This window comes from Pseudomonas sp. 3JA, assembly GCF_036961705.1.
GTDB lineage: Bacteria > Pseudomonadota > Gammaproteobacteria > Pseudomonadales > Pseudomonadaceae > Aquipseudomonas > Aquipseudomonas fluorescens_Q.
Map to the genome: position 1 here is coordinate 180,840 of NZ_JBAMDJ010000006.1, position 14,515 is coordinate 195,354.

Genomic DNA, 14,515 nt, shown 5'->3' on the forward strand with positions numbered 1-14,515 from the left:
CTCGCCACGGGTAGGGTGTGTGAAGCTCCCTCGCCACGGGTACGGTGTGTGAAGCTTCCTCACCACAAGAGTGGTGTGTGAGGCAGCGGTTAACGATCCTTGGCCTCCTTCGCATCCATTTCCGCATTGCGCTCGGCAACGCGCTTGCGTTGCTCATCGGTCAACTCGACCTTGTGGGCGGTGTCGCGCAGCATCATCAGACCACCAACGATCGAGCCGATTGCAACAATCAGAATCAACCAGGCATACCAGGGCATAGGGCTCTCCTTGAGGGGGCGATGGACGGACGAACATTTCGCCGGTCCATCGCACCTACCACTTATGAGCGAAGGTTGCTCGCAGTGGTTCAATACTACGCCCGTTCGGTCGGCTTCACCTCAAAGCCCGGTCAGCATCGCATCGGCGGGAGCGTCTGCACGCAACTGTGCGGTGAGGATGAAGTAGACGAAACCCACCACCATGAAGCCAAGGAAGATCAGCCCGATCAGCGCGTTGAACCAGGCCATCGCCACCAGGCACACCACGGCCAATACCAGGGCGATGCCGGGTACCAGCGGATAGCCCGGTGCGCGGAAGGTGCGTTCCAGGTTGGGTTCGGTTTTACGCAGTTTGAACAGGCTGAGCATGCTCATGATGTACATGACGATGGCACCGAACACGGCCATGGTGATCATCGCCGCAGTCAGGGTCATGCCGCCGAGGTTGATCAGGCCGTCGCTGTAGATCGCCGCGATGCCGATCAGCCCACCGGCGATGATCGCCCGGTGCGGCGTCTGGAAGCGTGACAGCTTGGCCAGGGAGGCGGGCAGGTAACCGGCGCGGGCCAGGGCGAAGAACTGGCGCGAGTAGCCAAGGATGATGCCGTGGAAACTCGCCACCAGGCCGAACAGGCCGATCCACACCAGCATGTGCAGCCAGCCGGAGCTTTCGCCAACCACGGTTTTCATGGCTTGGGGCAGGGGATCGTTGATGTTCGACAGGGTGCGCCAGTCGCCGACGCCACCGGCAAAGAACATCACGCCCATCGCCAGGATTACCAGGGTCAGGATGCCGCTGATGTAGGCCTTGGGAATCGTGCGTTTCGGGTCCTTGGCTTCTTCGGCGGCCATGGCCGCGCCCTCGATGGCCAGGAAGAACCAGATGGCGAAGGGGATCGCGGCAAACATGCCGGCGATGGCCGGTGCGCCGAACACATCGGAACCGGCCCAGCCGTTCAGGGCAAAGCTGCTGAAACTGAACGCCGGGGCCACGACGCCCATGAACACCAGCAGTTCGGCCACCGCCAGGACGCAAACAATCAGCTCGAAGGTCGCGGCCAGTTTGACCCCGAGGATGTTCAGGCCCATGAACACGATGTAGGCGCCGACCGCTGCGTGTTTCGGGTCCAGGGCCGGGAACTGCACGTTCAGGTAGGCGCCGATGGCCAGGGCAATGGCTGGCGGGGCGAAGACGAATTCGATCAGTGTCGCCAGGCCGGCAATCAACCCGCCTTTCTCGCCGAAGGCGCGACGGCTGTAGGCAAACGGCCCGCCGGCATGGGGAATGGCGGTGGTCAGCTCGGTGAAGCTGAAAATGAAGCAGGTGTACATGGCCGCCACCATGAAGGACGTCACCAAAAAGCCCAGTGTCCCGGCCACGCCCCAGCCATAGCTCCAGCCGAAATACTCGCCGGAAATCACCAGGCCGACGGCAATACCCCATAAATGCAGGGTGCCCAGGGTGGGTTTGAGTTGTGTGTTCATCGGTGGCTCCCCTCGATCCATAGCAAAAGCGCTGGGGAGGGCAGTGCAGTGGGCGTGCCAGGGTGGCGGGGGCGGTCGTAATGGGTGAAATCGTGTCGTATCGGGGATGTTCCTTGCTTGATGTGCCCCTGTTGTGCGCCAGTTGGGGGCGTTGGCGCTGGTAATGCCGCCTTCGCGAGCAAGCCCGCTCCCACACTGGACTTGCGGTGAGCTCACACCGCGACCTCCTGTGGGAGCGGGCTTGCTCGCGAAGGGGCCCGCCCAGCCAATCATCCAGCCGATTTTTTTACAGATTCTTTATCCCCCAACCGATCTCTAGATCTCGTTCCTTTACAGCCTCCCTGCCGACAATCACTCCACACACGGCACGACGCCGTACCACGGAGAAATCCCATGAATGTTCTGGACGGGGTGTCGCTGCTGCTGGCAGGGGCGCTGTTCATTTATCTGCTGGTTGCGCTGTTGCGCGCCGATCGGAACTAGGAGCGGCTATGCACGGTTATGACTACGGGCTGATCCTCGGCTTTTTCGCCCTGGTGCTGATTCCGGCACCGTTTCTGGGGAGTTTTTACTACCAGGTGATGGAGGGCCAGCGCACTTGGCTTTCACCGATCCTCGGTCCGGTGGAGCGCGGTTGCTATCGCCTGGCCGGTGTCGATTCCACCGCTGAGCAGAGCTGGCAGAAATACACCCTGGCCCTGCTCGCGTTCAACCTGGCGGGTTTTTTCTTGCTGTTCGCCATTCTGCTGCTGCAGGGATATCTGCCGCTCAATACAGAACAATTGCCCGGCATGGAGTGGACCCAGGCTTTCAACACGGCCGTGAGTTTCATGACCAACACCAACTGGCAGTCCTACAGCGGTGAAGCGTCCCTGAGCTACCTCAGCCAGATGGTCGGCCTGACCGTGCAGAACTTTGTCAGCGCCGCAACGGGACTGGCCGTGCTGGTGGCGCTGTGTCGCGGTATCGGGCGCAAGTCCGCCGCAACGCTGGGTAACTTCTGGGTCGACATGACCCGCGCCACCCTCTATGGGCTGTTGCCGCTGTGCCTGCTGCTGGCATTGTTCCTGGTCTGGCAGGGCGTGCCGCAGACCTTTGCGCACTATGTGCACGGGGTCACGCTGCAGGGCGCCGACCAGGTCATCCCGTTGGGGCCGGCCGCCAGCCAGATCGCGATCAAGCAACTGGGCACCAACGGTGGCGGTTTCTTCGGCGTCAACTCGGCGCATCCGTTCGAAAACCCGACGGCCTGGAGCAACCTGTTCGAAGTCGCCTCGATCATCCTGATTCCCGCCGCGCTGGTGTTCACCTTCGGCCATTACGTCAAGGACCTGCGCCAGAGCCGGGCGATCATCGCCTGCATGCTTGCCTTGTTCCTGATTGGCGGCGCCACGTCGCTGTGGGCCGAATACCAGCCCAACCCTGCCTTGGACAATCCGGCCGTCGAGCAAACCGCGCCGCTGGAAGGCAAGGAAGCCCGCTTCGGCACCACGGCCACGGTGCTGTGGTCGGTGACTACCACGGCAGCGTCTAACGGCTCGGTCAACGCCATGCACGACAGCCTCAGCCCGCTCAGCGGCATGGTGTCGCTGGTGAACATGATGGTCGGCGAGGTGATCTTCGGCGGCGTCGGGGCCGGGCTCTACGGGATGCTGTTGAACGTACTGATCGCAGTGTTCCTGGCCGGCTTGATGATCGGTCGCACCCCGGAATACTTGGGCAAGAAGCTGGGCGCCCGGGAGGTGCAACTGTTGGTGGCAACCCTGCTGGTGATGCCCGTGAGTGTGCTGGTGCTGGGTGCCGTCGCCGCGAGTCTGCCGGGGCCAGCCGCAGCGGTGAGCAACCCGGGTGCCCACGGTTTCAGCCAGTTGTTGTACGCCTACACCTCGGCGGGAGCGAACAACGGTTCGGCATTCGCCGGGTTCGGCGCCAACACACCTTTCCACAACCTGATGTTGGGCCTGGGCATGTTGATCGGTCGGTTCGGCTACATCCTGCCGGTGCTGGCGTTGGCCGGCAGCCTGGCCTTGAAGAAGACCGCGCCGATTGGCCAGAACAGCTTCCCCACTCACGGCCCGCTGTTCGTGACCTTGTTGACCGTGACCATTCTGTTGGTGGGCGGCTTGACCTTCTTGCCAACCCTGGCGCTGGGGCCGATTGCCGAACACCTGAGCATGGGCTTCTGAGGACCTGATGATGAATATGCCGATGAGCAAAACCGTCGCCGCCAAGGCACCGGAACAACCGAAGACCCACCTGTCGGCCCTTTGGCGGCCGGCGCTGGTGCAAGCCTTCGTCAAGCTCGATCCACGCCAGTTGCACCGCGCGCCGGTGATGCTGGTGGTGGAACTGACCGCGATCCTCACCACGGTGTTGTGCTTCATCCCCGACAGCGCCGTGCCGACGTTTGTGGCTGCGCAAATTGCGTTGTGGCTGTGGTTCACCGTGCTGTTCGCCAACTTCGCCGAAGCCTTGGCCGAAGGCCGCGGCAAAGCCCGGGCCGACAGCCTCAAGGCCGGCAGCGAAGGTCTCAACGCACGTCGCCAGACCGCCAGCGGCTTTGAAATCATCCCCGCCACCCGCCTGCGCAAAGGCGACGTGGTGCGCGTCGAGGCCGGCGACATGATTCCCGGCGACGGTGAGGTGATCGAAGGCATCGCCGCGGTCAACGAGGCGGCGATCACCGGCGAATCGGCGCCGGTCATCCGCGAGTCCGGCGGTGATCGCTCGGCTGTGACTGGCAATACGCGGCTGGTCTCCGACTGGCTGCTGATCCGCATCACCAGCAATCCCGGCGAGTCCACCCTGGACCGCATGATCGCCTTGGTCGAAGGTGCCAAGCGCCAGAAAACGCCGAACGAGGTGGCGCTGGATATCCTGTTGATCGGCCTGACGCTGATCTTCCTGTTGGTGGTGGTGACGCTGCAACCGTTCGCCCATTTCGCCAACGCCAACCTGCCGCTGGTGTTTCTGGTGGCGCTGTTGGTGACGTTGATCCCCACCACCATCGGCGGGCTGCTGTCGGCCATCGGCATCGCCGGGATGGACCGGTTGGTGCGCCTGAACGTGATCGCCAAATCCGGCCGTGCGGTCGAGGCGGCGGGGGACGTGCATGTGTTGATGCTGGACAAGACCGGCACCATCACCTTTGGCAATCGTCGCTGCACAGCGGTCTATGCCGCCGCCGGTGTGAGTGCCAAGGAACTGGCCGAAGGCGCTTTGTTCGCCTCGTTGGCTGACGACACCGCAGAGGGCAAGTCCATCGTCGAGTACCTGCGAGGTTTGCATCCACAGTCCGAGCCTGGCGTCGAAGCGCTGAGGGCCGTGCCGTTCAGTGCTGAAACCCGTTTGTCCGGCGTCGACTATCAGGGCCGCATCTACCGCAAGGGCGCCGTGGATTCGTTGCTGGACTTCATCGGCCTTGCACGCAATGAGTTGCCACAGGCATTGGCGCGGGAGGTCGACAAGATCGCCCAGAGTGGCGGCACGCCGTTGCTGGTGTGCGTGGACGGCAAGTTGCTCGGCGCGATCCATCTCAAGGACGTGGTCAAGCCGGGCATTCGCGAGCGCTTTGCCGAGTTGCGCAAGCTGGGGATCCGCACGGTGATGGTCACCGGCGACAACCCGTTGACCGCTGCGGCGATTGCCGCCGAGGCCGGTGTCGATGACGTGCTGGCGGAGGCCACGCCGGAGAAAAAACTGGCGCGTATCCGTCATGAGCAAAACGACGGTCGACTGGTGGCCATGTGCGGCGACGGTGCCAACGACGCCCCGGCCCTGGCCCAGGCCGATGTCGGCATGGCGATGAACGACGGCACCCAGGCCGCGAGGGAAGCGGCCAACATGGTCGACCTCGACAGCGACCCGACCAAGTTGCTCGATGTGGTGCAGATCGGCAAGGAACTGCTGGTGACCCGTGGCGCACTGACCACCTTTTCCATCGCCAACGACATCGCCAAGTACTTCGCGATCCTGCCGGCGCTGTTCGCTTCGATTTATCCACAGCTCGGCGTGTTGAATGTGATGCACCTGAGCAGCCCCCAGAGCGCGATTGTGTCGGCCATCGTCTTCAACGCCTTGATCATCGTCGTGCTGATCCCCCTGGCCCTGCGTGGCGTGCGCGTGCAAGCGGCAAGTGCGGCGGCGCTGTTGCGACGCAATCTGCTGATCTATGGCCTGGGCGGGATCGTGGTGCCGTTCGTGGGGATCAAGGCGATCGATATGTTGCTGACGGCGTTGCACCTGGTTTGAGCCGGATGTTCGGCCCACGGATTTTTTGTGCCAGGAGAGGTTTTGTGGCGAGGGAGCTTGCTCCCGCTGGGTTGCGAAGCAACCCCCAGGAAATTGACTGCAACCCGCCTGACACACAGTTGTGGCTGGTTTTGGGGCTGCTTCGCAGCCCAGCGGGAGCAAGCTCCCTCGCCACGATGAATTTTTTGATTCGAGGATTTTGAAATGTCCACTTTGATTCGCCCGGCCTTGAGCCTGTTACTACTGATGACCCTGATCACCGGTGTCGCGTACCCGCTGGTGGTCACCGGCGTGGCGCAAGTCGCGTTTCCCGCCCAGGCCAACGGCAGCCTGGTCGTCGATGCCGACGGCAAGGTCCGTGGCTCGACGCTGATCGCCCAGGATTTCACCGGCGATGCGTGGTTTCATCCACGGCCGTCGGCCGGTGCCTTCGCCACGGTTGCCAGCGGCGCCAGCAACTTCTCCCCAAGCAATCCGGCTCTGGCCTCGCGGGTGATCGATGACGCCCAAAAACTCCAGGTGCCCGGCCAGGGCCCGGTGCCGCTGGCCTTGCTGACCACCTCCGCCAGCGGGCTGGATCCGCACTTGCCTCCGGCGGCGATTGCCTATCAACTGGCGCGTGTCGCCGCAGCGCGCAACCTGCCGGCCTCGACCTTGCAGCAACTGCTCGACGACAACACCGAGCAATCCTTGGTGGGCCCGCCAGTGGTGAATGTGCTGGCGCTGAACCTGGCGCTGGAAAAATTGTAGAACTTGTGGGAGAGAGCTTGCTCGCGATGAGGGTGTATCAGTCGCTCTCAATGTTGGCTGACCTACCGCTATCGCGAGCGAGCTCGCTCCCACAGGATGGCTGAACCTATTCGAAACAAGAGAATCCCCAGCATGAGCGACTCCGGCCGCGCCGACGCACTGTTAGCCAATCTGCCCCGTAACGATCGTGGCCGGCTCAAGGTCTTCCTGGGCGCGGCGCCCGGTGTCGGCAAGACCTACGCCATGCTGCAAGCGGCCCACACCCAACTGCGTCAAGGCGTGAAAGTCGTCGCCGGCGTGGTGGAAACCCACGGTCGTGCCGAAACCGAAGCACTGCTCGGCGGTCTGGTGCAGCAACCGTTGGTGCGTTCGGAATATCGCGGCGTCATGCTCGAAGAAATGGATCTCGACGGCCTGCTCGCGGCCCGCCCGGCCCTGGTGCTGGTGGACGAACTGGCCCACAGCAACGCCCCCGGCAGTCGTCATGCCAAACGCTGGCAAGACATTCAGGAACTGCTCGCCGCCGGCATCGATGTCTACACCACCGTCAATGTCCAGCACCTGGAAAGCCTCAACGACCAGGTGCGCGGCATCACCGGAGTGCAGGTGCGCGAGACGTTGCCGGACTGGGTCTTGCAGGAAGCCGATGAACTGCTGCTGATCGACCTGCCATCGCGCGAGCTGTTGGAGCGCCTGCGTGATGGCAAGGTCTATGTGCCGGAGCAGGCGCGAGCGGCGATCGATGCGTTTTTCACCCAGACCAACCTGACCGCGTTGCGTGAGCTGGCCATGCAGACCGCCGCCGCCCAGGTGGACAACGATTTGGCCCAGGGTTATCGGCAACTGGGCCAGGCCGCGCCGGCGGTACGCGGACGCTTGCTGGTGGGGGTAGGCGCCGACGTGCAGGCCGAGCGTCTGGTGCGCCACGCCAGTCGCGTCGCCCAGCGCCGGCATCTGCCGTGGAGCCTGGTCCACGTAGACAGCGGCGTCGCGCAAGACGAGTCATCGCGACAGTATCTGCAAAATGCCCAGCAGTTGGCTGAGCGTCTCGGCGGCGAAGTAGTGCTGTTGCGGGCCGGCGAAGTCGCCAAGACCTTGATCCAGCACGCCACCGAACGTCGCGCCACGCTGCTGTTGGTGGGCCAGTCCCGGCCGCGTTTGCGGCGACGGTTGTTCGGCGGTGGCTTGGCTTCACGCTTGCTGCGCGATGCCCGGGGACTGGAAATCAACGTGCTGGACAGCGATGAACAGCCCCGTCCCGCCCGCGTGCGTTCGAACGCCGTCCAGACTGGGTTCGACTATGTGCTGGCGCTGACGGCGACCGTGGCGGCCAGCGCGTTGGCCTGGGGTATTTCAGGGTGGCTGGCGCTGCCCAATATCTCCCTGGTGTTCCTGATGGCAGTGTTGCTGGTGGCGGTACGCAGCAGCCTCGGTCCGGCGCTGGCCTGCGCGGCGCTGTCGTTCCTGGCCTATGACTTCCTGTTCATCCCGCCGAATTTTTCCTTCACCATCCAGCGCGAAGAAGACGTGCTGACCCTGGTTTTTTTTCTGCTGATGGCGGCCCTGACCGGCAATCTGGCGGCCCGTCAGCGCCGACAATTGCAAGCCTTGCGCGACACCCAGCAGGAAACCGGCGAACTGCTCGACCTGTCGCGTAAACTCACTGCCGCCACCGACCGGCAGGCGGTGATCAGCGCCGCCGCGCAGCACCTCAACGGCCTGCACGACTTGCAGCTTTGCCTGCTCAATCGCGACGGCCAGCGAGATTGGAAGGTCGAGACGGGCGAGCCGTTGACATTCACCGAGGCCGAACGTGCGGCGGCCGATTGGGCTTGGCAGCATGACCAGCCCGCCGGCGCCGGCACCGGGACGTTGCCATCCGGACGCTGGTGGTGGTGGCCGCTGTCGGCGGAAGGTGGGCCACTGGGGTTGCTGGGTGTGTGCCCGAACGAAGGCAAGCCGCTGAGCGGCCAGCGTCGGCGTTTACTGGCGGCGCTCAGTCAACCATTGGCCCAGGCGTTGGCCCGGGCGCAACTGGCCCAGGACCTGGAAGCGGCGCGCCTGCACGGTGAAACCGAGCAACTGCGCAGCGCCTTGCTGGCTTCGGTGTCCCATGACTTGCGCACGCCGCTGACGTCCATGCGCGGCAGCATCGACAGCCTGTTGGCGCTGGGGGAGGCGATCCCTCTGGCCGATCGCCGTGAACTGCTCGAAGGCACCCGCGATGAGGCCGAGCGGCTGGATCGCTACATCCAGAACCTGCTGGACATGACCCGTCTTGGCCATGGCGCTCTGAAGCTGGCGCGAGACTGGGTGTCGCCAGCCGATATCGTCGGCAGCGCGCTGAACCGCCTGCGGGCGGTGTTGGCACCGCTGGCGCTCAGTGTCGAGGTGCCCGCTGAATTGCCCTTGCTGTATGTCCATGCGGCGTTGATCGAACAGGCCCTGGTAAACGTGCTGGAGAACGCTGCGCGATTCTCACCCGTTCACGGGCGGCTGCTGCTGAGCGCCGGCGTGACCGACAGCGAAGTGGTTTTTGCGGTGGCTGACGAGGGCCCCGGGATCCCTGAGCAAGAGCGAGAGAACATCTTCGACATGTTCTATACCGCCGCGCGCGGCGATCGGGGCGGGCAGGGCACGGGATTGGGATTGGCCATCTGCCAGGGCATGGTCGGTGCCCATGGCGGGCGAATCAGCGTGGCCGATGGCCTCGACGGGCTCGGCACCTGCATCACGTTGCACCTGCCCTTACAGGCACAACCGGGCATGGACGATGAAGCTTGAGCGGCGCTGCGTTACTCTCGTCCTACCTGCTTGCCTTTTCACCTGATTGCAACGAACGAGCGCCATGAGCCAGACCGCGACCCTTTTGGTCATCGATGACGAACCGCAGATCCGCAAATTCCTGCGCATCAGCCTGAGTTCCCAAGGTTACAAGGTGCTGGAAGCCGGCACCGGCGCTGAAGGGCTTGCCCAAGCGGCGTTGAACAAGCCCGATCTGCTGATACTCGACCTGGGCCTGCCGGACATCGACGGCCAGCAAGTGTTGCGCGAGTTTCGCCAATGGTCGACGGTGCCGGTGCTGGTGCTCTCGGTGCGGGCCAGCGAAGCGCAGAAGGTCGAGGCGTTGGACAATGGTGCCAACGATTACGTGACCAAGCCGTTCGGCATCCAGGAATTTCTCGCCCGCATCCGCGCCTTGTTGCGCCAGGCCCCGGCTGGCGAGCCGCAGGAAGCCGCGCTGAAGTTCGGCCCGCTGACGGTGGACCTGGCGTATCGACGCGTGCTGCTGGACGGCAGCGAAGTGTCCCTGACTCGCAAGGAGTACGCCGTGCTGGCGCAACTGGCGCGGCACCCGGGGCGGGTCATTACCCAGCAGCAACTGCTCAAGGACATCTGGGGCCCGACCCACACCGAAGACAGTCACTACCTGCGGATCGTGGTCGGCCACCTGCGTCAGAAACTGGCCGACGACCCGACCCGACCGCGGTTCATTGTGACCGAGGCGGGGGTGGGGTATCGGTTGTTGGGGGAGGGTGGGGCTTAGCCTCGAACAGGCTTCAAGTCGTGCACTCATGTGGCGAGGGAGCTTGCTCCCGCTGGGCTGCGCAGCAGCCCCGATACAGCCAACTCAATGAACCTGATACACCGAGCGTGCGGTTCTGGGGGGGGCGCTTCGCACCCCAGCGGGAGCAAGCTCCCTCGCCACAAGGGCTCAGCGATCGTGCTCAGTTCTGGTCACTCTCATACCGATCCAAAGTATCGCTGGCAATCTCCCGCCCCAGTGCGATCAACTCCGGTGCCTTGTAGAACTCGAAGAACCGGCACACCCGTTTCGGCACGTTGATCAGCACGTCCGGCGGGTAACCGGCGATCTTGTACTGGGCCAGCGAGGTCTGCATCACTTCGAAGCTCTGGTTGATCAAGTCCAGCAACGAGGCCGGGCCGACGTTGTCGATGATGAACGAACCGGTGGCGGATTTCGGTGCGCCTTCGTTCTCTGGCGCGGCGGCCGGTTGTTGGCCTTCGGGCTCGGCCGAGTCGATCCACGGGTTGATGTCAGCGGCTTCGGCCTTCAAGGCTTCCTGCTCCAGCAGCAACAGCTGCTCGGCCTGCTTGCGGCGAAACGGCAGGCGCGATCCCAGGGAGCTGACCAGGGTGTCGAAGCGCCGCCGGAACGCGGCGGGGCGCGGGATCACCGGTAACCGATATTGTTTCTGGTTGGTGGCGTTGAGGTTGACCGCGATGATCAGGTCGCAGTGGCTCGATACCACCGGCACGATCGGCAATGGGTTGAGCAGGCCGCCATCCACCAACATGCGGTTGCCTTGCATCACGGGCGTGAACAGGCTGGGAATCGCCGCCGAGGCGCGCATTGCCTGATGCAGGCAACCTTCCTGGAACCAGATTTCCTGCTGGTTGGTCAGGTCGGTCGCGACGGCGGTGTAGGGGATACGCAATTGTTCAATGTTGATTTCGCCGACGATCTTGCGGATCTGTCCGAAGACCTTTTCGCCACGGATCGCCCCCAGGCGAAAACTGACGTCTACCAGGCGCAGGACGTCCAGATAATCCAGGCTTTCAATCCAGTTGCGGTACTCCTCAAGCTTGCCCGCCGCATAGATCCCACCCACGACCGCGCCCATGGAACAACCGGCGATGCAGGCAATGTCGTAGCCACGTCGTTCGATTTCTTCGATCACCCCGATATGGGCATAGCCCCGGGCGCCACCCGAACCCAATACCAATGCGACACGTTTTGTCATGACCCGGCCTCTTGTCGAACAGATTTCAACAATGCACCCATCGACGACTTGGCTCAATCGTTGTGGCGCACGCGTCGTTTTTTGACACGCCGTGACGGCATTTGCGTATGCTCGGCCACACTTGAATTTACGCGGTCGAGCAAGGCACTTTTCGCCGTTGCCACCGTCTTAATAGCACGACTGTTGACCTGACTTGAGGTGTTATTGATGAAAGCTCGGATCCGCCTGCCCTTGGTGGCTTCTTTGATGGTTTTGGCCCTGGCCGGTTGCGCAGGCAAAACCGCTTACCGCGACAGTTGTGGCAGCCAGCTCGACAGCGCCTGGCGTGAACTGGACCTGGCCAAGGCCGAAGGTTTTGCCGGCACCGTCAGCTACTCCAAGGCCCTGTCCCTGCTGACGGGCGCCAAGACCCAGCAGCAATTCGAAGCGTTCGAAGGCTGCGCCAAGAAAGCCGAGAAGGCGCGTTTCTACATTCGTGAGTCCCGCGCAGGACGATAACGGCAGCGACAAGCCATGAGCTGCAAGCTACAAGTGAAGGGCGCACACCGCTCCTCTCTTGAAGCTTGCAGCTCGACGCTTGGAGCTGCGTACGGAGTACGCCCCATGATCGATCGGCTGGTGGCCCGGATACTGGGCCTGGAAGTCCGCCTGTTGGCCTGTCAGGCCCGCTTGAATGCCCATACCGACAGCGAAGCGCTGCATGACTTGCGGACCACGGTACGCCGTTTGCGCAGCCTGCTTCGTCCATTGCGTGGTTTGCCCGGCGTCGAACAGCTGGAAACGGCTGCTTCGGCGGTCGGCAGCCTGACCACGCCATTGCGCGACCGGGAAGTGTTGGCCGCCTACCTGGAGCAGCATGGCCAGGCCGAGACGGCGCGGCGACGCCAGGTGCAAATGGCCGAGGCTTACCCCGCCGTGGCCGCGAGTGTTGAACTGGCGCAGTTGCTGATGATCCTCGATGCCTTCCCGAGCTTCATTCGTGCCTCCCAGCGCGAGGGGTTGCTGAAGGGTTTGCGCAAACGCATCGAAAAGCGCTTGGAAAAACAGTGGAAGAAACTCGGCGAAGCCCTGCGCGATCCGGCCCATGACCGCCATCGATTGCGCCTGCTGATCAAGCGCGTGCGCTACGCCATCGAAGCCTACCCTGAACTCGACCGACTGCCCGAAGCGGCCCTGCCCCGGCTCAAATCCGCCCAGGCCGCACTGGGCGACTGGCACGATTGCTGGCAGTGGCTGGCCAGGGCCAAGGAAGAAACCGATCTGCACGCTTGTGTGCCAACCTGGCACGCCGCCATGGAAAAGGCCGAGGCCAAGTCCGACAAGGTGCTCGACAAGCTGATTGCCAGTTGCTTCGAAAAATCCTGAACCCAGCACATCCCCGCTCCCAGCGGTAATGCTGTTCACTTAAGAAAATGATGCACCTGTGGCGAGGGAGCTTGCTCCCGCTCGGCTGCGAAGCAGTCGTAAACCGGCGGGTGCGGTGTGTCTGATGCTGCGCATTTGGCAGATTCAGGGGCCGCTTCGCAGCCCAGCGGGAGCAAGCTCTCTTGCCACAGGTTTGTTTATTGCCTTACTTAAGTGAACACCATTACGCTCCCACAGAGGAAATTCAAGATCCTCGGCTTTTCTGTCAGTCTCTTTGGCCGGAATGAGCCCTGTGCCGCCAGCCGGGGCTGGTTAAGATCCCTTCATTCTTTTCCCTGTTTTCGAGGTCGTCATGCGCTTTTCCGATTTGATCGATGCCGTGCGCCGGCAGCCAGGTGCGGTGAGCATCGCGCCTGAATGGGGTCAGGGGCGGGCCAGTTTTGGCGGGTTGGTGGCGGCGCTGCAATATGAGGCGATGCGTGCCCAAGTGCCGGCGGATCGCCCGGTGCGCTCGCTGGCGATCACCTTTGTCGGCCCGGTCGAACCCGATGTGCCTGTCAGTTTCGAAGTCGACGTATTGCGTGAAGGCAAGGCCGTGAGCCAGGTGCTGGGGCGCGCGGTGCAGAACGGCCAAGTGGTGACCGTGGTGCAAGGCAGTTTTGGCGCATCGCGCTCATCCGTGGTGGCGGTGCAGGCCGATCCCGCGCCAGAATTCAAAAGCGTGGAGCAATGCCAGGAACTGCCTTATGTCAAAGGCGCTACGCCGGAATTCATGCGTCACCTGGCGATGCGCTGGAGCGTTGGCGGCTTGCCATTCAGCGGCAACAAGTCCCGGAGCATGGGCGGCTGGGTGCGCTTGCGCGGTGATGTGCAGGAGGAGCCGCTGAACGAAAGTCATATCCTGGCCTTGGTGGACGCCTGGCCGCCGGCCTTGTTGCCGCACCTTTCGCAAATGGCCCCGGGCAGCACGCTCACGTGGACCATCGAGTTCGTCCAGCCGCTGCTGGAGCTCACGACATTGGACTGGTGCAAGTACCTGGCCGAGATCGAGCATGCCCAGGACGGTTACGGCCATGTCGCCGCGAAGTTCTGGAGCGCCGATGGCCGCTTGATCGCCCTGAGTCGGCAGACGGTCACGATCTTTGGCTAAGGCTGCTCCGATCAAGATTTGCTTCGGTCAAGACTTGCGGTTGTGACGGTGGCGCTCCCGCCAGGCGCGCCACCAGCCACCGCTGAGAAAGAACCGCGGAAAAGTCAGGAACTGTTCCACCAGCAGGCGTGACACGGCATCCTTGCGATCGCTGAACGGCTCGGAGGCCTGGGTCTCCAGGCTGTGTCCGTGACGTTGCAAGCCGAGTGCCGCGAGCAGACCGATGATGCCGATGGCGACATCGCCCAGGCTCAAGCTGAACACCCCCGACACAATCAGCAGAAAAGCGATGATGAACAGCGGCACGGCAATCAGGTGCAACACCAGGTTGGTGGGGTGGCGATGATTGTCTGGGTAGGCGCGCCATTGCCAGGCTGGAAGATTGGGGTGACGTTTGCCCATGATGCTATTCCTTGAACGAAACCGAATAACCCAAGGATAGGTCCGTGCGACCGGGGCGGCGAATGGCGGTTGGCTATCGAGGCGATAGG

At 63.1% G+C, this 14,515-nt stretch carries 13 protein-coding genes; 9 read left to right on the forward strand and 4 right to left on the reverse strand.

The features are described from left to right. Positions 1–89: 89 nt before the first annotated feature. Both V7773_RS06975 and eat read right to left on the reverse strand, forming a co-directional pair. Positions 90–257: a DUF2897 family protein gene (locus tag V7773_RS06975; protein ID WP_014337248.1), complete on the reverse strand. Its 168-nt coding sequence runs from the start codon at positions 255–257 to the stop codon at positions 90–92. A gap of 120 nt (positions 258–377) precedes the next feature. Next, on the reverse strand, positions 378–1,742 hold the full coding sequence (gene eat / locus V7773_RS06980; RefSeq protein ID WP_092144864.1) for an ethanolamine permease: 1,365 nt from the start codon (positions 1,740–1,742) through the stop codon (positions 378–380). Positions 1,743–2,135: 393 nt separating this feature from the next. On the opposite strand from eat, the gene kdpF reads away from it, so the two are divergent. The 6 genes from kdpF (at position 2,136) to V7773_RS07010 (ending at position 10,290) form a co-directional block, all read left to right on the forward strand. After that, positions 2,136–2,225, forward strand: a complete 90-nt coding sequence (kdpF, locus tag V7773_RS06985; protein WP_063322338.1) for a K(+)-transporting ATPase subunit F — start codon at positions 2,136–2,138, stop codon at positions 2,223–2,225. 8 nt (positions 2,226–2,233) lie between these two features. After that, positions 2,234–3,928, forward strand: a complete 1,695-nt coding sequence (gene kdpA, locus V7773_RS06990; protein ID WP_336072786.1) for a potassium-transporting ATPase subunit KdpA — start codon at positions 2,234–2,236, stop codon at positions 3,926–3,928. Positions 3,929–3,938: 10 nt separating this feature from the next. Further along, entirely contained in the window at positions 3,939–5,993 is a 2,055-nt protein-coding gene (gene kdpB, locus V7773_RS06995; protein WP_092222928.1) for a potassium-transporting ATPase subunit KdpB, read from the forward strand. A 204-nt stretch (positions 5,994–6,197) separates the two neighbouring features. Next, positions 6,198–6,743: a potassium-transporting ATPase subunit KdpC gene (gene kdpC / locus V7773_RS07000; RefSeq protein ID WP_092463393.1), complete on the forward strand. Its 546-nt coding sequence runs from the start codon at positions 6,198–6,200 to the stop codon at positions 6,741–6,743. Positions 6,744–6,875: 132 nt separating this feature from the next. Then, positions 6,876–9,527 (forward strand): sensor histidine kinase KdpD, encoded by a 2,652-nt coding sequence (locus V7773_RS07005; protein WP_336072788.1) that lies wholly within the window; start codon positions 6,876–6,878, stop codon positions 9,525–9,527. Positions 9,528–9,591: 64 nt separating this feature from the next. Further along, positions 9,592–10,290, forward strand: a complete 699-nt coding sequence (locus V7773_RS07010) for a response regulator (RefSeq protein WP_092144854.1) — start codon at positions 9,592–9,594, stop codon at positions 10,288–10,290. Positions 10,291–10,471: 181 nt separating this feature from the next. Here the strand turns inward: V7773_RS07010 and V7773_RS07015 are convergent, their stop codons facing one another. Beyond that, positions 10,472–11,509 carry a patatin-like phospholipase family protein gene (locus V7773_RS07015; protein WP_003199314.1) on the reverse strand — a complete coding sequence of 346 codons (1,038 nt, stop codon included), beginning with the start codon at positions 11,507–11,509 and terminating at the stop codon, positions 10,472–10,474. A 207-nt stretch (positions 11,510–11,716) separates the two neighbouring features. Between V7773_RS07015 and V7773_RS07020 the strand changes: the two genes are divergently transcribed. From V7773_RS07020 to V7773_RS07030, 3 genes are all read left to right on the forward strand, one after another. After that, complete coding sequence (locus V7773_RS07020) at positions 11,717–12,007, forward strand: hypothetical protein (RefSeq protein WP_057448452.1); 291 nt, start codon at positions 11,717–11,719, stop codon at positions 12,005–12,007. 105 nt (positions 12,008–12,112) lie between these two features. Next, positions 12,113–12,874, forward strand: coding sequence for a CHAD domain-containing protein (locus V7773_RS07025; protein ID WP_336072791.1), 762 nt, complete (start codon positions 12,113–12,115; stop codon positions 12,872–12,874). 352 nt (positions 12,875–13,226) lie between these two features. Continuing rightward, positions 13,227–14,024 (forward strand): acyl-CoA thioesterase, encoded by a 798-nt coding sequence (locus tag V7773_RS07030; protein WP_072340546.1) that lies wholly within the window; start codon positions 13,227–13,229, stop codon positions 14,022–14,024. 27 nt (positions 14,025–14,051) lie between these two features. Here V7773_RS07030 and V7773_RS07035 read toward each other — a convergent pair whose 3' ends face one another. Beyond that, complete coding sequence (locus V7773_RS07035; RefSeq protein WP_336072795.1) at positions 14,052–14,426, reverse strand: terminase; 375 nt, start codon at positions 14,424–14,426, stop codon at positions 14,052–14,054. Positions 14,427–14,515 lie beyond the last annotated feature (89 nt).

Coding starts and splice junctions, on each gene's coding strand:
- kdpF (WP_063322338.1), top strand. CDS start 2,136: ATGAATGTTCTGGACGGGGTGTCGCTGCTGCTGGCAGGGGCGCTGTTC.
- V7773_RS07035 (WP_336072795.1), bottom strand. CDS start 14,426: ATGGGCAAACGTCACCCCAATCTTCCAGCCTGGCAATGGCGCGCCTAC.
- kdpC (WP_092463393.1), top strand. CDS start 6,198: ATGTCCACTTTGATTCGCCCGGCCTTGAGCCTGTTACTACTGATGACC.
- eat (WP_092144864.1), bottom strand. CDS start 1,742: ATGAACACACAACTCAAACCCACCCTGGGCACCCTGCATTTATGGGGT.
- kdpA (WP_336072786.1), top strand. CDS start 2,234: ATGCACGGTTATGACTACGGGCTGATCCTCGGCTTTTTCGCCCTGGTG.
- V7773_RS07015 (WP_003199314.1), bottom strand. CDS start 11,509: ATGACAAAACGTGTCGCATTGGTATTGGGTTCGGGTGGCGCCCGGGGC.
- V7773_RS07025 (WP_336072791.1), top strand. CDS start 12,113: ATGATCGATCGGCTGGTGGCCCGGATACTGGGCCTGGAAGTCCGCCTG.
- V7773_RS07020 (WP_057448452.1), top strand. CDS start 11,717: ATGAAAGCTCGGATCCGCCTGCCCTTGGTGGCTTCTTTGATGGTTTTG.
- V7773_RS07005 (WP_336072788.1), top strand. CDS start 6,876: ATGAGCGACTCCGGCCGCGCCGACGCACTGTTAGCCAATCTGCCCCGT.
- kdpB (WP_092222928.1), top strand. CDS start 3,939: ATGAATATGCCGATGAGCAAAACCGTCGCCGCCAAGGCACCGGAACAA.
- V7773_RS07030 (WP_072340546.1), top strand. CDS start 13,227: ATGCGCTTTTCCGATTTGATCGATGCCGTGCGCCGGCAGCCAGGTGCG.
- V7773_RS07010 (WP_092144854.1), top strand. CDS start 9,592: ATGAGCCAGACCGCGACCCTTTTGGTCATCGATGACGAACCGCAGATC.
- V7773_RS06975 (WP_014337248.1), bottom strand. CDS start 257: ATGCCCTGGTATGCCTGGTTGATTCTGATTGTTGCAATCGGCTCGATC.